19 protein-coding genes and 1 rRNA gene are annotated in these 24,923 nt (G+C 63.6%); 6 read left to right on the top strand and 14 right to left on the bottom strand.

Annotation, left to right across the window (positions count from 1 at the left end; all coding sequences use genetic code 11):
• Window positions 1-582 precede the first annotated feature (582 nt).
• The 7 genes from D2E22_RS07370 to D2E22_RS07340 all read right to left on the bottom strand — a co-directional run bounded on the left by D2E22_RS07370 (window position 583) and on the right by D2E22_RS07340 (window position 9,238).
• Window positions 583-1,623, bottom strand: coding sequence for a LacI family DNA-binding transcriptional regulator (locus tag D2E22_RS07370; RefSeq protein ID WP_126032460.1), 1,041 nt, complete (start codon window positions 1,621-1,623; stop codon window positions 583-585).
• Window positions 1,624-1,702: 79 nt separating this feature from the next.
• Complete coding sequence (locus D2E22_RS07365; protein ID WP_126032459.1) at window positions 1,703-2,470, bottom strand: TraX family protein; 768 nt, start codon at window positions 2,468-2,470, stop codon at window positions 1,703-1,705.
• Window positions 2,471-2,504: 34 nt separating this feature from the next.
• A complete protein-coding gene (locus D2E22_RS07360) occupies window positions 2,505-3,320 on the bottom strand; it encodes an HAD family hydrolase (RefSeq protein WP_126032458.1) in 816 nt (271 codons plus the stop codon).
• A gap of 23 nt (window positions 3,321-3,343) precedes the next feature.
• Complete coding sequence (gene pulA, locus D2E22_RS07355) at window positions 3,344-5,392, bottom strand: type I pullulanase (protein WP_126032457.1); 2,049 nt, start codon at window positions 5,390-5,392, stop codon at window positions 3,344-3,346.
• Window positions 5,393-5,394: 2 nt separating this feature from the next.
• Window positions 5,395-6,291 carry a sugar ABC transporter permease gene (locus D2E22_RS07350; RefSeq protein ID WP_126032456.1) on the bottom strand — a complete coding sequence of 299 codons (897 nt, stop codon included), beginning with the start codon at window positions 6,289-6,291 and terminating at the stop codon, window positions 5,395-5,397.
• Window positions 6,288-7,664, bottom strand: coding sequence for a carbohydrate ABC transporter permease (locus D2E22_RS07345; RefSeq protein WP_126032520.1), 1,377 nt, complete (start codon window positions 7,662-7,664; stop codon window positions 6,288-6,290). Before D2E22_RS07345 ends, D2E22_RS07350 begins: the two co-directional genes overlap by 4 nt.
• A gap of 302 nt (window positions 7,665-7,966) precedes the next feature.
• Window positions 7,967-9,238 carry an extracellular solute-binding protein gene (locus D2E22_RS07340; RefSeq protein WP_126032455.1) on the bottom strand — a complete coding sequence of 424 codons (1,272 nt, stop codon included), beginning with the start codon at window positions 9,236-9,238 and terminating at the stop codon, window positions 7,967-7,969.
• A gap of 255 nt (window positions 9,239-9,493) precedes the next feature.
• Here D2E22_RS07340 and D2E22_RS07335 point away from each other — a divergent pair, with 255 nt between their 5' ends.
• On the top strand, window positions 9,494-11,101 hold the full coding sequence (locus D2E22_RS07335) for an alpha-amylase family glycosyl hydrolase (RefSeq protein ID WP_126032454.1): 1,608 nt from the start codon (window positions 9,494-9,496) through the stop codon (window positions 11,099-11,101).
• A gap of 613 nt (window positions 11,102-11,714) precedes the next feature.
• A complete protein-coding gene (gene malQ / locus D2E22_RS07330; protein WP_126032453.1) occupies window positions 11,715-13,907 on the top strand; it encodes a 4-alpha-glucanotransferase in 2,193 nt (730 codons plus the stop codon).
• A 99-nt stretch (window positions 13,908-14,006) separates the two neighbouring features.
• Here the strand turns inward: malQ and D2E22_RS07325 are convergent, their stop codons facing one another.
• From D2E22_RS07325 to D2E22_RS07315, 3 genes are all read right to left on the bottom strand, one after another.
• Window positions 14,007-14,660, bottom strand: coding sequence for a YesL family protein (locus D2E22_RS07325; protein WP_126032452.1), 654 nt, complete (start codon window positions 14,658-14,660; stop codon window positions 14,007-14,009).
• Between the two features lie 293 nt (window positions 14,661-14,953).
• Entirely contained in the window at window positions 14,954-15,793 is an 840-nt protein-coding gene (locus D2E22_RS07320; RefSeq protein ID WP_126032451.1) for a carbohydrate ABC transporter permease, read from the bottom strand.
• Window positions 15,790-16,644, bottom strand: coding sequence for a carbohydrate ABC transporter permease (locus D2E22_RS07315; RefSeq protein WP_126032450.1), 855 nt, complete (start codon window positions 16,642-16,644; stop codon window positions 15,790-15,792). The genes D2E22_RS07320 and D2E22_RS07315 overlap by 4 nt, the downstream gene beginning before the upstream one ends.
• Window positions 16,645-16,991: 347 nt before the next feature.
• Here D2E22_RS07315 and D2E22_RS07310 point away from each other — a divergent pair, with 347 nt between their 5' ends.
• The gene (locus D2E22_RS07310; RefSeq protein WP_126032449.1) at window positions 16,992-18,008 is read left to right on the top strand and encodes a LacI family DNA-binding transcriptional regulator; all 1,017 of its coding nucleotides are present in this window, start codon (window positions 16,992-16,994) and stop codon (window positions 18,006-18,008) included.
• Between the two features lie 471 nt (window positions 18,009-18,479).
• Here D2E22_RS07310 and D2E22_RS07305 read toward each other — a convergent pair whose 3' ends face one another.
• Window positions 18,480-19,805, bottom strand: a complete 1,326-nt coding sequence (locus tag D2E22_RS07305) for an ABC transporter substrate-binding protein (RefSeq protein ID WP_126032448.1) — start codon at window positions 19,803-19,805, stop codon at window positions 18,480-18,482.
• A 573-nt stretch (window positions 19,806-20,378) separates the two neighbouring features.
• On the opposite strand from D2E22_RS07305, the gene D2E22_RS07300 reads away from it, so the two are divergent.
• Complete coding sequence (locus tag D2E22_RS07300; protein ID WP_126032447.1) at window positions 20,379-22,145, top strand: glycoside hydrolase family 13 protein; 1,767 nt, start codon at window positions 20,379-20,381, stop codon at window positions 22,143-22,145.
• Between the two features lie 47 nt (window positions 22,146-22,192).
• Here the strand turns inward: D2E22_RS07300 and D2E22_RS07295 are convergent, their stop codons facing one another.
• A complete protein-coding gene (locus D2E22_RS07295) occupies window positions 22,193-22,888 on the bottom strand; it encodes a histidine phosphatase family protein (protein ID WP_206431395.1) in 696 nt (231 codons plus the stop codon).
• 117 nt (window positions 22,889-23,005) lie between these two features.
• Between D2E22_RS07295 and D2E22_RS07290 the strand changes: the two genes are divergently transcribed.
• Window positions 23,006-23,443 carry a DUF4235 domain-containing protein gene (locus D2E22_RS07290; protein WP_126032446.1) on the top strand — a complete coding sequence of 146 codons (438 nt, stop codon included), beginning with the start codon at window positions 23,006-23,008 and terminating at the stop codon, window positions 23,441-23,443.
• 146 nt (window positions 23,444-23,589) lie between these two features.
• Window positions 23,590-24,366, top strand: a complete 777-nt coding sequence (locus tag D2E22_RS07285; RefSeq protein WP_126032445.1) for a nitroreductase family protein — start codon at window positions 23,590-23,592, stop codon at window positions 24,364-24,366.
• Window positions 24,367-24,430: 64 nt separating this feature from the next.
• On the opposite strand, the gene D2E22_RS07280 is transcribed toward D2E22_RS07285, so the two are convergent.
• Both D2E22_RS07280 and rrf read right to left on the bottom strand, forming a co-directional pair.
• Entirely contained in the window at window positions 24,431-24,682 is a 252-nt protein-coding gene (locus D2E22_RS07280) for a hypothetical protein (protein WP_126032518.1), read from the bottom strand.
• Between the two features lie 126 nt (window positions 24,683-24,808).
• Window positions 24,809-24,923 (bottom strand): 5S ribosomal RNA (rrf, locus tag D2E22_RS07275); the annotation flags it as partial.

Genomic DNA, 24,923 nt, shown 5'->3' with positions numbered 1-24,923 from the left:
TCAACCGTTATTCCCACTGCGGAAGATTTTTCCGAAAAAGTTTTCCAAGCCTTGCAAAACCGCCGCCGCGCAGCGATTTCCAGACTGCGGGAAGCGATATCCCAGTAAACATTCAGGTTGCGGTGGGTGATTTGCGCACGGGGCCGCAAGGTCAGACACCGCTCACCAACGAAACGGGACACAGCGGAACGAGCCGTCGACCCCATCGACGAACCGGGACGCGAACGTCCCTACCCGCGTCCCGACCCCATCGGTTCCGACGACGAAGCTGCCCGCGGCAAGGCCCGATTGCGGGACCAACCGTCAACGCCTTCGACAAACCGGGACGCAAACAGACCAGTTCGCGGAACGAGCCATCGAGCTCGCCGATGAACCGGGACGCACAGACCCCACCGCACATACGACGGGGCGGCCATGCCCCGTCGGCATGACCGCCCCGTCTTCCCTGTGCCCCTTGGTCCTCACCAGCGGGCGATATGAAGCTCTCCGCGATCCGGCTTCGTCCTTGTTCAGCGCATTCCACATTCCGCAGGCATGCCGGCCCGGCCCGTTCGCATATCCTCCCGCATCCGCCCCGCGCCGTCAGCGCTCGAGCGGCGCGTCCGGATCGAGCCGGGCGTCGGTGCCGCGCAGGATCAGCTTCGGCTCGATCGTCGAATGCGGTTCCTGCAGTTCCTCGCCGGAGAGCAGCTGCAGGCACTTGCGCGCCGCCACCGCGCCCATCGCGAAGGGATCCTGACGCATCGTCGTCAGATCGATCGTGTCGGCGTAGGACGAGTCGTCGAACCCGATGATCGAATAGTCGCGCGGCGTGCGGTAGCCATGGCGCTGCAGCTTGAGCACGAGCGGAATCGCCATCATGTCCATCTGGCAGCAGATCGCATCCGGGAACGTCTCCTCGGACAGCACGGCCGCGAGCGCCGCGTCGGCGAAATCATGCCCCCGCGGCACCGACAGCACCTTCCAGTCGATGTCGCGCGTCTGCTGCGCCGCCTCGCAGGCGCGGATGAATCCGCGGCCGCGCGCGTCGATCGACGATTCGAGCGATTCCTCCGCCGCCGAGCATGTGTAGACGATGCGCTTATGCCCGAGGTTGATCATGTGCTGCGTCGCGCGGTACATGCCCTGTTCGTCGTCGATGCGGACCGTCGCGTCGAAGGCCTCGATGTTCGGCGTGTTGATGCCGATGATCGGCACGCGCGTGCGCCTCAGCTGCTCGACCTCCTCCGGCTCGATTGCGAAGGACGCGACGAACACGGCGTCGACGTTGCGCAACACCGGCATATCGCGGAAGAACTGCGTGCGCGTGCGCGCGTCGTCGATGTGCTGGAACAGCGAGATGTCGTATCCCTCCTTGTGCAGCACCGAGTTGACGCCGGCGAAGACCTCGACGTTGAACCAGCTGGTGATCTCCTGATTCATCAGCAGCGCGACGCGGAAGGTCTGCCCCGATTTGAGCGCCGTCGCCGAACGGGAGATGTTGAAATCGAGTTTTGCCGCAGCGCTCATGACCTTCTCCCGTGTCCGTTCGGACACGAGCTCCGGCCGGGTGAACGCACGTGAGACGGTGGAGATAGACACTCCCGCAAGCTGCGCGACTTCGCGGATTCCTTGCTTCTGCACGATGTGCCCCTTTACTTGAACTGTGCTTCCCTTGTTGTTCTTGTTCTCTGTTGATTGTCGGCGGCCGTCCGCATGCACGTCAGCGCACGACGACCAGTCCGCACACGAGCATCATGAGCGGATAGACCGCGTAGAACGCCCACTTCGTCCATGTGTGGCGATAGCCGATCTCGTCGTTGCGGTAGTGGAGGAAGGCGACGCCGATGCCCGGTGTGATGAAGCACACGGCGCCAAGCAGCGCCGCCGTGAACATCATCGTGTTCTCACGTGCATGCAGATAGAAGAAGATGAGCGCCATGCCGAGCGTGACCATGCCGATGTTGAGCATCGCCTGCGACTGTCCGATGCGGAACAGCCAATCCCACAGCAGGCCGACGATGATGACGACGATGCTGAACGCGATGCGCAGTCCTTTGCCGTAGTCCTGCAGCACTTCGAGCAACACGAGCACGATCAGCGCGATGACGAGGCCGAACACCGGGTTCTGCGAGCGCATGTCGAAGAAACTGCCGAAGGTGACCATGTCGTAGGGCACCTCGCTGACGAGCGCGAGTGCAAGCAGCTGCAGTCCGTAGCGCAGCCAGCTGTGCGTATGGTCGAAACCGGTGTACAGCAGCCACGCATAGATCGGAATCGCGACCCAGGAGACGGCCTCGCAAAGCACCGACACGGTGAGCGAGCCCATGTTCTGCGCCGTCGGCGCGCCGAGCAGCATCGGCATCAGCGTGACGCTCGCCGCCGAAAGGAACAGCAGCACGTCTCCGATGACCTTGAGCTTGAACCTCGACAGTCCACGGTGCTTGCGCCGTCCCTTTTCCTCCAGATAGCGTGTGTATTCGTCCACCATAGTGTTTCGTCCGTTCCGTCGCCCGCGCGACCATTCAGTCCTTCGTCTCCGTGCAGCCATCCGCGCCGTCGCCGTCGGCCGCCTCCGGCGCATGCGACACGTCCCACGTCGCGTCGGCGTCGTGGATGAAGGCGAGCAGCCCGTCGTAGTCGGCCCCCTCGAGCGAGATGGCCGCCCGCGGCGCCGTGGGGCCGCCGGTGTTGTCGTCGGTGTGCAGGTAGGCGGCGTCGATGCCACAGGCGACAGCGCCAAAAATATCACTGTTCTCGTCGTTGCCAACCATGAGCGCACGATTCGGCTCGACGTCGGCGTCAATGAGCGCGCGCCGGAAGATCTCGAACGATGGTTTGCGCACGCCTTCGTCGCTCGAGATGATGATGTCGTCGAACATCTCGTCGAGCCCGAGCAGCGTGAGCTCCGGCTTCGTGTAGCATGCCTGCGCGTTGCTGACGAGGATGACGGCGCGGCCTTCGTCGTGCAGCCGTTCGAGCAGCTCGACCGCGCCGGGGAACAGCCGCAGCTTCGTCGTGCTCGCGCGGCGGAAGGTCCATGCGGCGGCGCGCGCCTGTTCGGGCGTGCCGTCGATCCAGCATGCCTCGAACAGACCGCGGTATGCGGGCAGCAGATCCGGCTCGAACCATTCGCGCTGGTCGCGCATCGCGTTCGCCTTCGCGCGTTCGCGGGCGAACTGGGAACGCAGCTGCTCGTTCGTCGCGAATTCAGCGCCTTCCCGGTACAGTGCGCACCGCAGCGCCGTCCACGGCCCCTCGCTCTGCTCATCCGTGTGGATGTCGACGAGGGTGCCGTACAAATCGAAGAACACCGCCTGATACTTGAGTGCCGTTGTCATCTCGAGTTCCTTTCCAGCGCCGTTCAGCGCGTGTCGCCGTCCGGCTCGAGCCTCCAGACGCGCAGCGAGCGCGCCGGCATCGGGATGCGTCCGTCGACCGACTCGGCGCGTCGCGGGTCCGGCGTGCCGTCCTGCGTCGTCGAGTCGAGCACGCAGACCCAACGCGGACCTGCCGTGTCGGCGTCCGCGCCGGCGGCCATGGGCAGCTCGTCGTGGGCGTCGTCGGCGTAGGCGCGCGTGAGCTTGTCGGCGGCGAGCGTGTGGTCGTCGGCGTCCGGATTGATCGTCACGGCCGTGTCGTGCATCCGGTAGGCGACGGCGTTGCCTGGCGCGTCGACGGCGATGTGCTCGGCGTCGAACCAGTCCGGGTTCGCGCGGCGCAGCGCGATGAGCCGGCGGTAATAGTCGTGCAGCTCGCCCATGCGCCACGCGCGGCGCCAATCCACCTCGTTGACCTCCTTGCCGGAGTCGAAGGAATTGTCGTTGCCGTGCTTCGTCTTGCCGAACTCCTCGCCGGCGAGCATGAACGGGATGCCGGCGGCCGTGTAGATGATGCCTGCGGCGAGCTTGTTCGCCTCGAGCACCGCCGTCGTCTGCGGGCACGGCTCGGCGTCGAAGATCTCCTCGAGCCGCTCGCCGCCTTCGAACATGCTCATCGACAGTTTGTCCCACAGCGTGAGGTCGTCGTGGGCGCTTACGTACTGGATGATCTGCCCGGCCTGGCCTTCGTTCGTCTCCGGCGCGCGCCACGCGTCGGCGCCCAGCTCGATGAGCGGCTTGTTCGCCCGCGCGTCGCCGTTCACGTAGCCTTTGCGTTCCATGTAGAAGACGTGGCCCTTGATCGCGTCACGCGTGCGGTCGCAGAAGTGGCCGATGCGCGTGCTGAGGTAGCGCAGCCCCTCCTTGTCGGCGAGTTCGGTGCCCGGCAGCGTGTTCGTCGGGCCGGCCGCCCATGGTTCGCCGTACATCAGGATCGATTCGCCTCCGGGCAGCCGATCGAGCGATGCGCGCACCGCGTTCATCGTCTGCACGTCGATGAGGCCCATCAGGTCGAAGCGGAACCCGTCGAGGTGGTATTCGCGGGCCCAGTACGTGACCGATTCGATGATGAACCTGCGGAACATCGCGCGCTCGGTCTGCATGTCATCGCCGCATCCGGAGCCGTTCGCCAGCGTGCCGTCGTCGTTGCGGCGCAGGTAGTATCCCGGCACCGTGCGCTCGAACCAGTTGTCGGCCGAGTACATGTGGTTGTAGACGACGTCCATGATGACCTTGATGCCGTTGGCATGCAACGACTGGATCATCCGCTTGCATTCGGTGATGCGGTTCGCGCCGTCATAGGGATCGGTCGAGAACGAGCCTTCCGGCACGTTGTAGTTAAGCGGATCGTATCCCCAGTTGAACTGGGACGGGTCGCGCTCGTCGACGGAACCATAGTCGTAGAACGGCAGCAGCTGCACGGCGGTCACGCCGAGGTCGCGCAGATAGTTCATGCAGGTCGGATGTTCGCCGTCGCCGTCGAGCGTCGTGTCCACGTCGGTGAACGCGAGGTACTTGCCCCGGTGCTCCTTGGGGACGCCGCTGTGCGGGTTGTTGCTGAAGCTGCCGACATGCGCCTCCCAGACCATCGTCTCCGAAGCCGGCGTGCGCGGGCGTTCGTCCTCGTCCCACCCCTCGGGGTCGGTGCGCGCGAGGTCGACGACCATGCTGCGGCGGCCGTTGACGCCGGCCGCTCGCGCCCAGGGATCGGCGGAGCGATGGGTGACGCCGCCGTCGAATTCGAGGAGATAGTCGTAGTAGACGCCGTCGAGGTTCCGCGAAAGCTTCGCTGTCCAAGCGCCATCGGACTGCTTCGTCATCGTCACGGTCTCGATGAGCATGTCATCGGACTGCTCCGAGGAACCGCAGGTGAACAGACGCAGCGTCACAGTACGCGCCGATGGTGCCCAGAGAGCAAACTGGGTGCCGGATTCGCAAACCTCGGCACCCAGTGAGCGTTCCGAACAAAGCGGGAACGGTTCTGCGACACCCGGCTCCAACCCTTCGGAAAGGGGCTCGAATGCCTGGATCATGATCAGCCTTTCACTGCACCCGACATGGATTCCTGGTAGAAGCGCTGCATCACGATGAACAGGATCGCGATCGGGACGGAGATGATCACCGCAGCCGCGGCGAAGCGGCCGAACCAGGTGTTGATGTACTCCTTCTCGAGCATGAGCCACAGGCCCAGCGAGGCCGTGTAGTTCTCCTGCGTGCGGGCGATGACCTTCGCCATGACGAAGTCGAGCCACGGGATCAGGAAGCCCACGATGGCCTGATAGACGATCATCGGCTTCGACATCGGGATGATGATCTTGACGAAGACCTGCCAACGCGTGCAGCCGTCGAGCATCGCGGCCTCGTCAAGCGAGGTCGGGATCGTATCCATGAAGCCCTTCATGACGTAGAAGCCGGCGCCGGTACCCGCAGAATAGACGAGGATCAGCGCGAGGATCGTCATGCCGTCGCTCGTCAGGCCCATCGCCTTGAGGATGAAGTAGATCGCGACGACGGACATGATGGACGGGAACATGCCGAGGATCAGCACGAGGTTCATGAACGAGCGGCGGCCACGGAAGCGCATGCGGCTCATGCAGTATGCGACCGAGAGCACGAACCACACCGAGATGAGGCACGTGAAGATCGAGATGATGAACGTGTTCATGAACATGCGCGGGAAGTCCAGGACCCTGCGGTCGGTGAACAGGCCGATGTAGCTGTCGAACGAATACTCGGTCGGGAAGAACGTGCTCTGGTACGGAGCGGTGTTCTTGTTGAAGCTCTCGAGGAAGATCCAGACGATCGGCAGCAGCCAGATGATCGAAAGCGCGCCCAGAAGGATGTAGGTGCCCACATCGGCCGCGATGCGGCGCTTCTTCTGATCGTGCAGGAATCCTTGGCTCTGTGCTTTGACTTCAGTATGCTTACTCACCGGAAGCCCTCCTCGTTCTTATAGGAACCGCTGTTGCGGTAGGTGATCAGCGAGACCGCGGCAAGGACGATGAACGTCATGATGCCGATGACCGCGCCGAGGTTGTAATCGTTGCGATCCACCGTGAGCTTGTACAGCCAGGTGATGAGCAGGTCGGTCTTGCCGGCGGATGCGCCATTGACGGCCGGGTCGCCGCGCGTGAGCAGGTAGATGACGTTGAAGTTGTTGACGTTGCCGGTGAAGGTCGTGATCAGGTACGGCGTGAGCACGAAGATGATGTACGGCATCGTGATCCTCGTGAAGATCTGCCACCAGTTCGCGCCGTCGATCTTCGCGGCCTCGTAGAGGTCGGCAGGGATGTTCTGAAGGATGCCGGTCACCTGCATGATCGTGTACGGAATACCGATCCACAGGTTGACGATGATGACCGTCACGCGCGCCCATGTGGCGTCGGTGAAGAACGGCAGCGGGCCGTCGATCCAGCCCCAGCTCTGCAGCAGGCGGTTGACCGCGCCGGTCGGCTGCAGCATCTGATGCATAACGAGCAGCGAGACGAACTGCGGGACGGCGATCGACATCGAGAAGATCGCACGCCACACGTTCTTGCCGTAGGTCGTCTTGCGGTTGATGATCATCGCGAGGAACAGACCGAGGAAGAAGTTCAGGAACGTCGCGAAGAACGCCCAGACCAGCGTCCAACCGAGGACGGACAGGAACATGCCGCCGGAGACCGCGCTGCTGCCGGAGTTCGAGAACACCGTCTTGAAGTTCTCGAGGCCGACCCAGTTGAACAGCGTCAGATGGTTGTGGTCGTAGCTCGTGAACGCCATCGAGATCATGAAGATCAGCGGCAGGACCGTGAAGATCAGGATGCCCGCGATCGGCAGGAACAGCAGCAGCTGGTTCGCCTTGGCGTCGAAGAGCGTGTGGATGTCGTCCATCAGGGACGGGGCGCGGCCGTTCTTGCCGGCCAGGCACTGCGCCTTGTACGCGGAGCGAATCTCGAGGATCCACCACAGCACGAAGACGACGCAGAAGACGACGGTGGCCACGCCGTAGAGCAGACGCAGGACCGTGTTGTCGCCCGGGATGTTCACGTACTGGCCGTTGACCCAGCCGCTGGTCGGCTTGTTGCCGCCGAGCGTGATCAGGTTCTTGATGCTCGTGCCGCCAGTCGTGATCATGTAGAGGATGAACAGGACCTCACCGGCGAAATAGATGAGACCCTTGACGTATTGCTTGCGCACCACGTTGCCGAGGCCGAAAATCAGGATGGACAGCTTGGTGAAGACGTCGCCCTTCTCCAAGGCGTTCTTCAGCGTGTATGGCGATGGTGCCACATAGTCCGCGCCCAGTTTCCGGCGGCGCCGCAGTTCTCGTTGTGAAAGGGTTACCGTACTCATGAACCCTCTACCGCCTCTCTTTGAAAAGTGTGATGTGTGGGGCGTGCGACCGTGCCCACGACCGCGCTACCTCGCGATGGATCGTGGAGCGGGTGCGCGTCTGGTCCGAGAATGACCTCGCGCGCGCCCTCAGGCGACGCCGCCTGGTGGACCCTGAACATGAGGTGTGCGGAAAGCTCAGGATCCGAGGCCTTCCGCACACTGTTTTCGATTATCTGCCGATATTCCCGCCGGCCTGCGCGGGCGGGACGGGGCCTCGCGGCCCCGCGAAATCACTCCTCAGTCGCCTGAGCCTTGACTTCCTTGTTCTCGGTGTCCATCCAGGTCGTCGTCTGCTCCTTGTAGTTGTCAGCAGTGACGTCCTTGTTGTAGATGGCCTTGCCGAAGTTCTCGGCCGGGGTCCACCAGCCGTTCATCGCGGCGATCGTCGGCTGCAGCACGGAGGTCTTGTCGACCGTGTCGATCTGGGCCTGGACGTACGGGGCGTCCTTCATGCCATCGAGGTCGGTCAGCGTCTTGTCGGACGGAACGATCTCGCGCATCTCCCAGTGCTTCTTCTGGGCGTCGGCGGAGCCGAGGAAGGCGGCGAACTCGGAGGCGACCTGCGGGTTCTTCGAGGACGGGTTGAAGGCGACGGCCTTCGAGCCGGCGAAGGACTTCATCTGGTAGTCCTTGCCATCGACAGTGAAGGACGGCATCTCGACGGCGCCGTACTTGTCGCCGAGGCCCTTCTTGACGTCGGCGGCCGACCAGGAGCCGGAGAACATCGCGTCGGTCGTGCCGTCGACGAGGTTCGAGACGCCGTTGGTGCCGTCATCGAGGACGAAGTTCGGGTTGGCGACCATGTCGACGAGGTACTTGGTCACGGCATCGGCGTTGGAGCCGAAGTCGATGCCGGCGGCGCCGTCCTGGCCGTTGTCGCCGAACATCTGCATGCCGGCGCCGAGGTAGAACGCCGGGATGTACCAGGAGTTCGTCAGCGGGTAGGAGACCTTGCCCTTCTCGAGCATCGTGTTCAGGTTCTTGACGTCATCGGCCGAGAACTTGTCCTTGTTGTAGTACATGAAGTACGTGTTCGAGGTGTACGGCACGCCGTAGATCTTGCCGTCGGCACCGGTGACCGACTGGATCATCGTCTCGGAGTTCTGGTCCTTGACCTGCTGGGCGACGGTGTCGCTCACTTCGCCGATGGCGTTGAGCTTGATGAGCGTGCCGAGCTGGTCGTTCGCGAACATGTAGACGTCGGCCGCGGCGGACGGATCCGTCTGCACGGTCTTGGCGGCGTCGCCTTCGGAGACGGTCGCGTTCTTCCAGGTGATGTCATAGTTGGTGTGGGCCTTCTCGAACTCCTCCTGCATGGTCTTCATCCAGTCGGCGTCCTCCGACGGCGCCCACACGGTGAGCGTCGCGGTCTGCTTCTCGTTCGAGTTCGAAGCGCTGGCGTTGCCGTTCGCGTTCGAATCGTTGCCGCCGCAAGCCGCCATCGGGACGAGCATCGCGACAGCCGCGGTCAGACCGATTGCCTTCTTCCAATTGATCATCATTGACCTTTCCTTTCCATCAATCAATGCAATTGCATTTGTTTTCCTCAACATCACGCATGCGGAAGCCTCGCGGATCGACTCCGCGCGGACCCGACGCCGTAGCGGCCTCCGCCGTTGGTATCCAGCGGAGCGCTGCGTAACGCTTCAGTGGTCTATACTGTATACCACACCTGCAAACGTTGTCAAAACTGTCCGCATCGTGAGTGTCGTTTTCACGGAAACGCCGTGAGCGTTACCCCACAGGCAAGGAGCGATATGACCAACTCAATGAACACACCTGTTTCATGGCTGCAACAGGCCGTCTTCTACGAGGTTTACCCGCAGAGCTTCAACGATTCCAACAACGACGGCATCGGCGACATCCCGGGCATCACCGAGCGTCTCGACTACATTCGGTCATTGGGCTGCAACGCCTTGTGGATCAACCCCTGCTTCGCTTCGCCCTTCCGTGATGCTGGATACGATGTCACCGACTATACGAGGGTCGCGGAACGCTACGGAACCAACGACGACCTCGTCGATCTGTTCGCCGCGGCGCACGCCCGCGGCATGCACGTCCTGCTCGATCTCGTTCCCGGCCACACAAGCGACGATCACCCGTGGTTTATCGCCAGCGGCGAAGAACGGCAAAACCTGTACACCGACCGCTATATCTGGACCGACTCGTGGATCACCGGCGGCGACGGCCTGCCGTTCATCGGCGGCGTCTATCCGCGCGACGGAGCCGCGGTCACGAACTTCTTCGCGTTCCAGCCCGCGCTCAACTACGGTTTTGCGCATCCGACGAAGCCCTGGCAGCAGCCGGCGCTCGGCGACGCGGCGCTCGACACCTGCGGCGCGATGCTCGACGTCATGCGCTTCTGGCTGTCGCGCGGCGCCGACGGCTTCCGCGTCGACATGGCCGACAGCCTCGTCAAGCGCGACGAAGACGGCAAGCCGGCCACGATCGCGACCTGGCGGTACATGTTCGGGCAGATCCGCGAGGAGTTCCCCGACGCGGCCTTCGTCTCCGAATGGGGGCGGCCGGACGAGGCGATCGACGCCGGCTTCGACATGGACTTCTACCTCGACTGGCGCTGGGACGGCGAGCCGAACGGCTACAACATGCTGCTGCGCAACACCGACACGCCGATGCTGCATGACGGCGACAAGAGCTACTTCAATGCGGACAGCGGCGTCGGCATCCGCGCCTTCCTCGACGAATACGAGCCGCGCCTGAAGCAGGCGCGCGAGCGCGGCGGCTATTTCGATCTCATCACCTGCAACCACGACACGGCGCGCGTCGCCCCGCGCCTGTCGCCGCGGGAGATCCGCCTCGCCTACGCGACGATGCTGCTGATGCCGGGCGCCCCGTTCATCTACTACGGCGACGAGATCGGCATGCGCTACCGCGACCTGCCCACGAAGGAGGGCGGATACACGCGCACCGGCAGCCGCACGCCGATGCAGTGGGACCGTTCGACGAACGACGGCTTCTCCGGCGCGAGCGCCGACGCGCTGTACCTGCCGATCGACGAATCCGCGGACGCCCCGACCGTCGCCGACCAGATTGACGCCGACGATTCGCTGTGGACGGCCGTCCATGACACGCTCGCGTTGCGAGCCGACTCGCCGGCCTTCCGCGCCGATGCCGACTTCAGCGTGCTGTTCGCCTCCGACGAGCGGCGTTCCTTCGTCTTCAAGCGTACGAAGGACGGCGTCAGCGCCGTCGTCGCCGTCAACCCCGGCCGCGGGACCGAGACAATCGAGCTGCCGGCCGGCGAAGGCAGCGAGGCGCGCACCGTGACGCTGTCCTACGGCGATCCGACGCTCGACTACACGACGCTGACGCTGCCGGCGCAGTCCTTCGCCGTGCTGCAGTAGCCGCCGGGGCCGCCCAGCACATCCCTGCCCCGCCCTGGACACTTGTTCCTCCGGCCGCCCGCGTCCCGTTTCGTCGGTCCCACCGACGAAACGGGACGCAAACCGACCGGGCTCCGGGTGGCTTCATCGACCACCTCGACGGAGCAGGACGCAAACCGACCGGTTTCCGAGTGGCTTCGTCGGAGGTGGCCGACGAACCGGGACGCTCCGTCCCGACCTATCCACCACCTCGACGAAATGGGACGGCATCGGAGCGGTTTGCGTCCCGGTTCGTCGCCCCTTGCGACGGAGTGGGACGCAAACCGACGTCGGCGTCCCGTCGCCGCATTCCCCTTCCGCCGATACCGGCCTGCAAACGTAGGCGTACATATCCGAGAAGAATCGACGCACTCTTACGCCTATATCATCAAACTTCGGCTCTATAAAGCCAAATCGCCGTGTTTGCAAACGCTTTCAACATGCGCTATACTCGACTGCAGGCGATGGTTCGTCACCAACGAAGTATGACGTTCCGCGACCACCATCAGCAGCCGAGGAAAGCACAGGGAGCATGAGGCCGCCGCGCGCGACGCGGACGGATCTCGTCGCCCCGCGGAGAAAACAAGGAGCAACGATGCCGGAACAGACCATGCAGCAGCGCGAGGAAAGCGCCGAGCGCCTCGCACGTCCCCTCATCCGATTGGCGAACATGTGGGGCATCTCCACGTCGTATATCGATCAGCTCGGCACCTACGTCGAAATCGACGACGACGTCCTCGTCACCGTACTCAAGGCGCTCGGCGTCGACGCATCGAGCGACGAACGCGTCGATGAGGCGCTCAGGCTGCGCCTGGACGAGGAGGCCACGTGCCTCGCGCCGCCGACCGTCGTCAAGTTCATCGGCACCGACACACCGGTCGAGCTGCATACGCTGCACGGCGCGCCGACCGTCACGTTGATGCTTGAGGAGGGCGAGCGCGCCGACGGCGACTTCTTCACCGTCGAGCGCAAGGACGCCGAGGCTGCGCCGGACGGCGACGTGACCGTCTACGCACTGACGCTGACCGATGCATTGCCGGTCGGCTACCACACGCTCACCGTCGAGGACGGCGAGCGCCGCACGACGGCCCATGTGATCTGCGCGCCGGCGCGCATCCCGGTGCCGCAGGCCGTGCAGGATCGCCACCGCTGGGGTTGGATGGCACAGATGTACTCGGTGCGGTCGGCCGATTCGTGGGGCGTCGGCGATTACGGCGACCTGAGGGAGCTCGCGACCGACGCGGCGAGGAAGTCGCACGCCGACTTCATGCTCATCAACCCGATCCATGCGACGGCGCCGGTCACTCCGCTCGAGCCGTCGCCCTACCTGCCGGAGTCCCGCCGATTCCTCAACGTCACCTACATCCGCCCTCAGGACATCCCCGAATACCGGCACCTCGAAGGCGAGGACTTCAACAAGGTCGAGGCGTTGCATGCGCGCGTCGCGGCGGCGAACACCGACCCGAACCCGATGGACATCAATGCGGCGTGGGACGCGAAGCGCGAGGCGCTGCACATCGTCTTCAAGCAGGAGCGCTCGACCGAGCGCCAGGCGGCCTTCGACGAGTTCCGCCGCCAGGCCGGCGAGGACCTGCGCGCCTTCGCGCTGTGGTCGGTCGCGTTCCAGGTGTGGGGCGCGCCGTGGGATGCCGAGAACGATTGGTTCACGAAGTACGACCGCCGCAGCCCGCAGATCGCGCAGCTCGAGAACGACTACGGCGATCTTTACGACTTCGCGTGCTGGCTGCAGTGGATCGCCGCGGAGCAGGTCGAGGCGGCGCAGCGCTCGGCGAAGGACGCCGGCATGGCGCTCGGCCTGATGCAGGACATGGCCGTCGGCGTGCACACCTACGGCTCCGATGTGTGGTGGAGCCCGGAGCGCTTCGCCGTCGGCACCGTGACCGTCGGCTGCCCGCCGGACTTCTACAACCAGCAGGGCCAGGACTGGGGCCAGCCCCCCTTCGACCCGAACTTCATGGAATCGGACGGCTACAACGTCTACCGCGACATGGTGCATACGATGTTCGCACACGCCGGCGCGATCCGCATCGACCACGTCCTCGGCATGTTCCGTCTGTGGTGGATCCCGCAGGGCAAGGGGCCTCGCGGCGGCGCCTATGTGCGCTACAACTACGAGGCGATGCTCGCGATCCTCACGATCGAGGCGTCGCGCGTCGACGGCATGGTCATCGGCGAGGACCTCGGCACCGTTCCGGCCTATGCGTCCCGCATCCTCGCCGAGCATGGCGTCCTCGGCACGACCGTCGAGTGGTTCGCACGCGTCGACGATTCGCCGAACGCCGGCGACCCGTATGCGATGCCGGACACCTACCGCGAGTATTCGCTCGCTTCGGTCACGACGCACGACCTGCCGCCGACGGCCGGATATCTGACGTATGAGCACGTCAAGCTGCGCGAACGGCTGCACCTGCTCAGCGAACCGGTCGAGGCGTTCATGAAGTCGGCCGAGGCCGAGCAGCATGAGATGCTCAAGCTGCTCGTGACCGGCGGCTGGCTGCCGCAGCAGGCGGCCGACGACGTCCCCGGCCATCTGCAGCAGATCGTCGAGGCGATGCATGCGATGCTCAAGGACTCCCCCGCGTTGCTGATGCAAGCGGCGCTCGTCGACGGCGTCGGCGAGATGCGCACGCAGAACCAGCCCGGCACTTCGACCGAATATCCCAATTGGCGCATTCCGCTCGCCGACGCCCAAGGCCACGTCGTTGCGACGAACGAGGTCTTCGACTCGCCGCGCGTGATGTCGCTGTCCCAGATCATGAACCGTTAGTTTTTTCGACCTCTCTCTAACGGTTCAGACATGAAGGGCCTCCCGACGACGGGAGGCCCTTCATGTCTTGTCCGCCCCGTATGGAGCGCAGACGGCCGTTCACTGATGCTTCTTGACGCTCCAGGTGTCCTCCTGCACATGCGTCGAGAACGGTTGCCCGGTGTATTTGCGCAGCACATACTCCTGGATCGGCACATGCAGCGACAGCAGCGAGCCGTAGCCGAGCACGGCGAGCAGGAACAGCATCTGCGGCAGCTTGAACCACAGGTAGACGAAAAGGCCGCAGTAGACGGCGTCGATCGCGACGAGCGCGAGCGTCGCCGGGAAGTAGGTGACGCCGAAGACGTAGGCGTTCACCATCGTGCGCGTCGGGGGGTTCTCGAAGCGCGCCTGCAGCGCGAACACCCACTCGAAACCGATGACCCACAGGATCGTCAATGCGATCTTCGGGATGAGCAGCGGCGTGATCTGCAGCACGATCCAGCAGTACACGAGCGCAGCGCCGAACAGCAGATAGACGATCCACAGGATCGTCGCACGGACGAAGTTCTCCTTGAACGCGGCGAAGTAGTTGCGTGTGACGTGGCCCTGGCCGATGAGCATCTTGCGCGACGCCGTCTGGCCGGCGGACAACGCCGCGCCGATCGTCACGATCGGGATGCCCGTAACGAGCATCAGCAGATTGATGATGATCGCGTCGGTGAAGTTGCCCCACGCCTGCATGAATTTCGAATCCGGGGAAAGCCAGTTCATGTACGCTCCTACCTGTCTCGCATGCTCCGTCCGAGCTTAGTGCGGGCAGCTGATTTCATCGCCCGCCCGATAGGGCGAAGGCCGGGCGCCGCGGCGTCCCCCGGAGGGAAAACCGCGGCACCCGGCCTTCGTGTTGATTGATGGTTGGGAAGATCAGCCCTTGACGGCACCTCCTCCGGCCCCGCGAATATCGACCGGCCTACGGCCGGACCAAACCCGCCCTCGCGGCACAGCCGCTCGGGCCGGCACCTGAAAACAGCGCACCGCGCTGTTTTCCAAGGGCTGACTCAACGTCAGCCCTTGACGGCACCGGCCATGACACCCTTGACGATGTACTTCTGGCACAGGATGTAGAAGAGGATGATCGGGATGATCGCGAGCACGAGGCACGCCATCATCGCGCCCATGTCCACGGAACCGTAGCCGCCCTTGAGGTACTGGATCGACACGGAGATCGTCTTGTACTTGTTCAGGTCGAGCGTCAGATACGGCAGCAGGTAGTCGTTCCAGACCCACATCGCCTCAAGGATCGCCACCGAGATGATCGACGGCTTCATGATCGGCACGACGACCTGGAAGAAGATGCGCGGGACGGACGCGCCGTCGATCATCGCGGACTCCTCCAGCGACTGCGGGATGCCCTTGACGACGCCGGTGAAGATGAACACGGCGAGGCCGGCGCCGAAGCCGAGGTAGATGATGCACAAGCCCCACGGCGTGTTCAGGCCGAGACGGTCGGCAAGCCACGAGAGCGTGAACATCAGCATCTGGAACGGCACGATCATGTTGAACAGGAACAGGATGTACAGCGTCTTGGCGACCCAGTTGTTAACGCGCACGATCCACCATGCGCACATCGACGTGCACAGCAGGATCAGCACCACGGAGCCGACGGTCACGATGACGGTCCAGCCGAAGCTCGCGAAGAAGTTCGTCTGCTCGATGCCGCGCACATAGTTGTCCCATCCGGCGAAGGTGTCGCCCGCCGGGAAGGAGAAGGCGTTGTCGCTGATGTACGCCTTCTGCTTGAAGGAGTTGATGATGACCAGGAAGATCGGGAAGACCCAGGCAATCGAGATCATCGAGAAGAACAGGGTCCACAGACCGCTGTGCTTAGCCTTTTCGCCGTTCATGCCTCGACCTCCTTGGACGTGGTGAGCTTGTTCTGCAGCAGCGAGACGACCGCCACCAGGATGAAGAAGAGCACGGCCTTGGCCTGGCCGACGCCCTCGAAGCCGACACGTCCGTAGAACGTGTTCGTGATGTTGAGCGCCAGACCCTCGGACATGCGGCTCGGAGCGCCGTTCGTCAGCGCGAGGTTCTGGTCGAAGAGCTTGAAGCCGTTGGTGACGGTCAGGAACGAGCAGACGGTGATCGACGGCATCATCAGCGGGATGATGATCTTGAACATCGTCTGACGGCCGTTCGCGCCGTCCACCGACGCAGCCTCGAGCACGTCGGTCGGCAGCGACTGCATGCCCGCAATGTAGATGATCATCATGTAGCCGATCTGCTGCCAACAGACGAGGATTACCAAGCCCCAGAAGCCGTATTTCTGATCGAAGGTCAACGATTTGGACCAATGGGCGAGCACGCCGTTGAGCAGCAGCATCCAGATGTAGCCGAGGATGATGCCGCCGATGAGGTTCGGCATGAAGAAGACCGAGCGGAACAGGTTGGAGCCCCGGATCGACTTCGTCAGCATGTATGCGATCGCGAACGCGACGACGTTGATGATGATCGTCGTGACGATCGTGAGCAATGTGGAGAACAGCAGCGCGTGCAGGAAGGTCTTGTCCTGCAACGCCTTCGCATAGTTCTTGAAACCGACGAACTGCGCGTCGGTGACCGTCGTGAACTCACAGAAGCTCAGATAGATGCCGTAGATGAACGGCACCACGAAGCCGATGATGAATGCGGCGAATGTCGGAAGCACAAATAACGCCCACCAACGGCGTATCGCCTTACCGGCCATACTGATCATAGTATGCCTACTTTCCTCGTTCTTTCCTATGCATACTCCTGCGTATGCGCTCTATCCCTTGCCTTCGGCGGCCCCGGCTGCACCGGCACGTCCTCGCCTCCGGCCATGCGGATGACAGTGCCCAATATAACAGCGAAGCAGAGCGCTGTCAAACGTTTACATTTTTGCGTGTCTCGAACAAGGCCACCTGCGGCGCCCATCCGCTGATTTCCGATGATGAATCACTGGAAGTTCGCCGTTCTTGCCAGAGCATGATATACTGCAAACGTTTGTGAAATCCACCTTGCACAAACGTTTGCACATCGGTCACCGTCACCGAATCGTTCTTCAATGCCGAAGGAGCCGAGATGAGCACAAGCATCCAGGACGTTGCGCGCGCCGCCAACGTATCGATATCCACGGTGTCGCGTTCCTTCACGCGCCCGGAGCTGGTTTCGAAGGCCACCCGCGAGAAGGTGCTGCACATCGCCGAGGAGCTCAATTTCTCGACCTCCCGCTCGGCGGTCGCGCTGAAGACCGGCCGCGCATTGCGCATCGCGCTGCTCGTGAGCGACCATCTGCGGCTGTGGTTCAGCGCATCCGTCATCGAAGGGCTCAACCAGGTGCTGCATGCCGAGGGCTACGACCTGTCGATCTTCCAGATCTCGAGCATCGAGGAGCGCAAGGAGTTCTTCGAGATGCTGCCGGTGCGCCGCAACGCGGACGCCGTCATCGTCGTCTCCTTCGACATCGACAGCCAGGAGATCGCCCAGCTCAACTCGATCCATGTGCCGATCATCGGCATCAACTCGGTGCTGCCCCAGGAACGCGGCTTCTCGGCGTCGGTGAACATCGACGACGAGCAGGGATCGATCCTCGCCGCGCGCCATCTCATCGCCCTCGGCCACCGCGACATCGCCTATGTGCGCTCCAACCGCGACGTCTCGCTGCATTTCAGCGTGCAGCAACGCTTCGACTCGTTCATCGAATGCTGCAGCCATGCCGGTGTCTCGCCGCACGTCATCGTCGCCGAGGAATCGGAGAACCGCATCGCCGAGGTCGTCACCCAGCTGCTCAGCCTCGAACGCATGCCGACGGCCGTCGCCTGCCAGGAGGACGGCATCGCGATCCCGCTCATCTTCCAGCTGATGCGCGGCGGTTTCTCGGTGCCCGGGCGCATCTCCGTCATCGGCTACGACAACAGCACCTACGCCAGCGACATCGGCCTGACGACGATCGCGCAGGACCCGGTGCGCATGGCGCGCAAGGCCGCCGAGATGACGCTCGCGCTCATCGACGGCGAGACGCCCGAGCAGCTGTACGTCACCGAACCGGCGCGGCTCGTCATCCGCTCGTCGACCGGCCCGGCCACGCCGCGTCCGTGATGGGGCATCTATCCCCCAGCGCATAAGGCCACGATGAACATCATCGTGGCCTTTTCCGTCGCGCCATCGTCCCCTCCCGCGCCGATACCGTCCGCAGCGAACACGCCTTGGCCGCCGCACGCAACCGCCCAGGGCGCATATCCCGCTGCGCCCCGCATCGTCGGAGCACAGCGGGATATGCCCGCAAAACGCAAACGTGGGACGCCGCACGATGCGACGTCCCACGTTTGCGCAGAAGAATCCAGAGGAAGAAAAGAAAAGCGGTATTCAGTTATCGCCGACCACGGTCGGGGGCAGTCGCGAGGCCGCCATGCGGAAGCCGCCGCCCGTGCGGGCGTCCGCACGTCAGAGAAGTGCGGCCATGCGACGTTGTTCGGTTATACGTTGTTCAGTTGTCGTATGCGGCGCGTTCATCGGAGGATCACCCCCGATGAACCGGGACGGCCGCGGGACTGCGGCCGTCCCATCAACTCAGTGCGTCGCCTGATACTCGGTCGCCCAGTTGTTGACGAAGGCGTCCACGACGGCGTTCCAGTCGCCGGTGCCCTGTGCGTAGGCGAGCATCGCCTGGCCGAGGACGTTCTTGTACTCCTCGGACGGCATCATCGAGAAGTCCCAAGCGACCTGCGTCAGATCCTTGTCCTGGATGCTGGCGTTCGCATCAGCGATCAGCGGGTTCGAGGTCTTGACGTCGTTGAAGGTCGAGAACGGCGTGGTGAAGCCCATGTCCTCGCTCATCGCCTTCTTGCCGGCATCGGAGGTGATGACCCACTCGAGGAACTCCTCCGAGGCCTTCTGGTCGGCTTCGGACGCCTTCGAATTGATGCACCAGTAGTTCTCGGAGCCGGTCGCGAGGCCCTCGGTCTTGTCGTCGACGCCGATGTAGATCGGGAGCATGCCGACGGAGGAATCCTCCATGCCGGCCTTCTGCAGATCGCTCCACGCCCAGGTGCCGTTCTGGTAGAAGGCGGCCTTGCCGAGCGCGAACTCGGAGTTCGCGTCATCGCCGGTCTTCGAGCTCAGCTGGGTCTTCTCGGTCGTGGAATCGGTGATGTACAGGTCGAAGATGTTCTTGAAGTTGTCCATGTACATGTCCTTGATGGACGCCGGCGGAGCGGTGATGTCGTCCTTCTCGAACTGATAGTACAGCGGGATGTTCGCCAGATGCGTCTTGAAGCGCCAGTCGGAGCTGGAATCGAAACCGGCCGACGTGAAGGCGCCCTCGATGCCGAGGTCATCCTTGCGCTTCTGCATGTCGTCGGCGACCTTCTTCAGCGTGTCGAAGTCCTTGATCTCATCGGCGGACTTGATGACGGCGCCGTCAAGCGCGGCGTACTTCGCGACGATGTCCTTGTTGTAGATGATGCCGTAGGACTCGATGACGTACGGCACGCCGACGATCTTGTCACCGTCGGTGAGCGCGAGGCTCTGGTCGTTCATGTCCTTGTAGATCGCGGTGTCCTTGAGGTCCGCGGTATAGCCCTTCCAGCTCTGGTAGCCGACCGGGCCGTTGACCTGGAAGATCGTCGGGGCCTCGCTCTTGGCGAGCTCGGACTTGAGCTGCTGCTCGTAGGTGCCGGAGGCGGCCGTCTGGACCTTGACCTTGACGCCCTTCTCCTTCTCATACTGCGCGGCGAGCGCGGTCCACTGGTCCGCGGCTTCCGGCTTGAAGTTCAGGAAGTATACGCTGCCCTTGCCGTCTCCGGAGGAGCTGGAGTTTCCACCGCACGCAGCGAGCGGAACGACCATAGCGGCCGCAGCGAGCAGACCCACGGTTGTCTTCATCGTACGATTCATCTTCGAACCTTTCTCTGTACGCCCTGCCGGGCGCTGCACCCTCACGGTGCACGTTAAGAAGTCTCTTTCCTCGACAACTTCTTTCATCGACCATTGTGCACCATAAATGCAAAAAGTGCAAACGTAGGCACGCCGAATGGCGGCGTGCCCTTCGATTTCGTCAGGACCCAAACCGCAAAAATACCGCTTTTCCACTGTTTCACGGTGTTTCACCGCTGATGAAAGCGTTTGCTAATGACACGCCCATCCGGTCCGCACTGCCCGTATGCCCCGCTCATAGCCGATATATCGGGGCGCTCTGCGCCGCATCGGCGCACCAAAGCGCGGCCCCTCCCCGCGAGAGCCCCGCACATCATCGCGCGCGGCCCGCATCGGTCTGCGCGACGCCCCCGAAGCGTGGTCCGGGCGCCATACCTTCCGAGGCCGACCGCCGTCATGCCGCGCGCGTATTCCTTCACCGAGGAATATAATTGCGCGCAGCAATGCGTGCCCGGACAACATCGTCGCGCACGCCGCGCAAACATCCATGGCGAGGCATACGCGCAGGTCGCATGCCGTCGGGAAAGGAACGTCATGACCCTCAACAACACCCACGATGACTGGTGGAAGCAGGCCGTCGTCTATCAGGTCTATCCCCGCAGCTTCCGCGACGCGAACGGCGACGGCCTCGGCGACATCGCCGGCATCACCGCGCAGATGGGCTATCTCAAGGAACTCGGCGTGGACGCCGTCTGGCTGTCCCCGTTCTACCCATCCGAGCTCGCCGACGGAGGTTACGACGTCATCGACTACCGCGACGTCGATCCGCGCCTGGGCACGCTCGACGATTTCGACGCGATGCTCGAGGCCGCCCACAAGGCCGGGCTCAAGGTGATCGTCGACATCGTCCCGAACCATACCTCGGATCTGCATCCATGGTTCCAGGCCGCCCTCGCCGCCGCGCCCGGCTCCGCTGAGCGCGACCGTTACATCTTCCGCCGCGGCGAAGGCGAACATGGCGAGCTGCCGCCGAACAACTGGCAGTCGTTGTTCGGCGGCCCCGCATGGGAGCCCGTCGGCGGCGGCGAATGGTACCTCCACCTGTTCACGAAGGAACAGCCGGACCTCAACTGGAAGAACCAGGACGTGCACGACGACTTCAAGCGCACGCTGCGCTTCTGGTCCGACCGCGGGGTCGACGGCTTCCGCATCGACGTGGCACACGGTCTGGCAAAGGACCTCGATTCCCGTCCGCTCAAGGAGCTTGAGCGCTGGACGGTCGGCGGCGACCAGTCGCATGATGGCGGCCACCCGCTGTGGGACCGCCCCGAGGTACATGACATCTACCGTGAATGGAACGCCGTCTTCAACGAATACGACCCGCCGCGCTTCGCCGTCGGCGAGGCCTGGGTTGTGCCGGAGCATCAGCATCTGTACGCGTCGAAGAACGAGCTTGGGCAGGTCTTCAATTTCGAGTTCGCGAAGGCCGACTGGTTCGCCGACGAGTTCCGCACGGCGATCGTCGAGGGGCTCGCGAGCGCCGATGAGGCGAAGTCGACGACGACATGGGTCATGAGCAACCACGATGTCTGCCGTCATGCGAGCCGCTACGCACTGCCGCAGGTGCGCATGAACAGCTACCATGTCCTCGCGAACGACTGGCTGCTGCGTTCCGGCACCACCTATCCCGAGGACCGCGAGCTCGGCGCCCGCAGGGCGCGCGCGGCGATCCTGATGGAGCTGGGACTGCCGGGGTCCGTCTATGTATATGAGGGCGAGGAGTTGGGGCTGCCGGAAGTCGCGACGATTCCGTGGAATCGTCTCGAGGATCCGGTTGCGTTCAACACCGACCATGGCGACGCGCAGAAGGGCCGCGACGGCTGCCGTGTGCCGCTGCCGTGGGTCGCCGCCGACCGTCCGCGCCCCGCCGACTGGAATCGCGAGTTCGGCACCGGCGCCTCCTTCGGTTTTTCGTCGGCGCGGGCCGACGGGTCCGCCCCCGCCGACCCGCATCTGCCTCAGCCGCTGTGGTACGCCGCCTATGCGGCCGATGCGGAGGACGCCGATGACGGATCGATGCTCAATCTCTACCGTCGTGCGCTGCATTGGCGGCAGGACCATCTGACGCCGACCGGCGACCTGTCGCTCGCGTGGCTCGACGACGGCGTCCTCGATCCTCACGGGTCCGACGTGATCGCGTATGCGCGCCCGGTTGCCGGCGGCGACGGCGACCGCTTCGCCTGCATCGTCAACTTCGGGCCCGCTCCCGTCGACCTGCCGCATGGCGACATCGTGCTGCGTTCGACGGATTTCGACGGCTATGCGCTGCCGGTCGACGCCGCCGTGTGGATGCGCATCTAATCCGCGCCGCCGTTACGACGCCGTGCGTTTGCGCGCCGTCCGTCCGCTCAGACGTTCCACATCCAGATCACGTGATCGCCTTTGTAGACGGACAGCGCGCAGATGTGCGCGGTGTCGAGTTTGAGATGACGGCCGAATCGCGGCTCCATGCCGAGCCATTGCGTCGTCAGGATGCGCAGGATGTGTGCATGTGCGACGCAGAGCACGTCGCGGCCGGCTTCCAGCGCCGGCGTCGCCTGATCGATGACGCGGCGCGCACGTTGCGCCGCCTCCTCGATGCGTTCACCCGGCCCATTGACGATCGTGATCTGTTGGCCGTCGGGGAAGACCTCGACGCGTTCGCCGGCGAGATGCTCGGCGAGCGCCGTCGGCCCCTGCGACCAGATATCCCATTCCTCGCCGAGTGCGGCGAAGAGTTCCGCACGCGTGCGTCCCTCGGCGCGGCCGTAGTCCCACTCCTCGAGGTCGGCGGTGAGGGTCGGCGACGCGAATCCTGCTTCGCGCGCCGTCGTCATCGCACGCTGCAGATCGGAGCAATAGACGTCGCCATCGGCGAAACCGTCCGGGAACAGCGTGCGCAGACGCGCGCCGGCGTCACGTGCCTGCTGCATGCCGATGTCAGTGAGGGGGATGTTCGTGCGACCGGTGTATTGACCGGATTCGCTCCATCGTGTCTGCCCATGGCGGAGCAGCACGAGCGTGCCGTACCGCTTCGCGTGATCATTCATCGTTGAATTCTGCATACGCCCACTGTATCGTGCCGTCTGAAGAAGGTGCGCCCACACCGTGCGCGGCGGCGGGTATGTTCGCACGGCGCGGGACGACGGCTTCGGATCGATGATGGCATACACTGGTGCAGTATGGACAAGCATCAGCACGAATCGGCGTCCACGGGCGCCAAACTCACCGCCGCGACGAACGCCGTCGCCGGCGAACGCACCGATCTCGACGCGACGACGGACAAGACGGTCGCAACGCTGAACCGGGTGAACGACAAAGTCACGGCCATGCGCGAAGCCCGCACGACCGATCCGGATACGCTCGGCGACAAGGTCTTCCGCATGGCCTTCCCGGCCGCCGTTGGTCTCATTGGAGGCAAGGTGTTCAGCTCCGTATGGAACCTGGTCGTCGCGAAGATCCATCCAAGCCCTGACGACGACGCGCAGGACAGACAGCAGGGACTCATCATGGGCATGCTGTTCGCGGCCGCCTCAGCGGCCTTCGGCACCTTGCTGACCGACGTCTCGACGAAGGGCGTGCAGAAGATCATCACGCGGCTGCAGCGCAAACGCGACTAAGACGATGAAGGATCGGCGACGATCGTCGCCGATCCTTCTTGCGCCGTGTCTTTTGCATTTGGTCAGCGATTGCATATCTGTGGGGCGCCGTTGCGCTGTCGGTACGCCCGGCGCGCGCCTATGCGACGGTCTGGGATAATGGCGGTATGACTGAACTATTGCATAACGACACCATCGATGTCCTGCTCAACCGTCGTTCGATCCGCGCATTCCGTCCCGAGCCGCTGACGCCTGAGATGACGGCGACGATCGAATCCGCCGCGCAGCATGCGGCATCCAGCCAGTATCTCAACGATTGGTCGGCAATCCGCGTCGTCGACCAGCGCCTCAAGGACGATCTTGCGGCGATTGCAAAGCAGCCGTACATCGCGCAGGCGCCCGCGCTCTACGTCTTCATCCTCGACGAGTACCGCAACATGGTCATCGCCCGCGAACAGGGCGACGCCGTCGATTCCGACGCGTTCACGCTCAAGAACAGCTACCGTTTCTCCCAGGCGCAGAACGACGCCGTCCTCGCGCTGCACGCGATGGAGACGGCGGCGGAGGCGCTTGGCCTCGGCTGCGTGATCCTCGGCTCGATACTCAACGATGTCCCGCGGCTCATCGAACTGTTCCATCTGCCGAAGTACACCTATCCGGTGCTGGGTCTGGCGATCGGCAAGCCCGCGCAGGAGCCTGAGGTCAAGCCGCGCATGGGCGCCGCACTGCAGTTCTTCGACGACCGCTACAATGACGATCCCGCGTTCATCATGCGCAACATCGCGCAGTTCAACGAGGAAGTGCATCAATACTACGATCTGCGCGATCCGAATACGCCGCTACCGACCTATGACGCGCAGATCGCGAAGAAGGCCGTCGCCGGTGAGGTGCTGGGCCGCGGCCTCGAGCATGCGGCGAAGCAGGGCTTCGAGCTGGATCGCTGATTGATCTCCGTTGTGCGCGACGTCGGCGTTGCGCACAACGAGAACGACGAGGGTACGGGCCGCGTCACCGATGGCGAGGCTTGTACCCTTTCTTTCGTGAATACCGTTTCTGCGAGCGTTTGAAATGGCCCACGGCCTGATTCAGCGCCGGATCGCGATGTGTCAGATGCCACTGGCCGCAGTACTGGCAGCGGTACACCCATAGCTCCACGCCGCGTTCGATGCGGCTCTGTTCGGCGGCCTGCCAGGCGATCTGCTGATCATGGTACATGATCTTGCTCGTCGCCTCGCAACGTTTCGGCGTGAAGTAATGCATACTGCACATCTTAGATGCGTCTCCCCGACCGGGGAAGCAGCCTGAAGGTTTGTTGGTGGTCGGGGGAAAAGTGTGCGGATATGGGAAGAGCCCGCCGTGGTGGTGGGCTCTTCGTGTGAAGTGTGGGTGCGGCGGCGTGCTACTCTCCCACACCCTGTCGGGTGCAGTACCATCGCCGTGCCAGGTCTTAGCTTCCGGGTTCGGAATGGGACCGGGCGTCTCCCCTGGGCTGTGACCGCCG

The organism is Bifidobacterium castoris (assembly GCF_003952025.1).
Classification (GTDB): Bacteria; Actinomycetota; Actinomycetes; order Actinomycetales; family Bifidobacteriaceae; genus Bifidobacterium; species Bifidobacterium castoris.
This window is presented reverse-complemented; position numbering and strand designations above follow the sequence as displayed.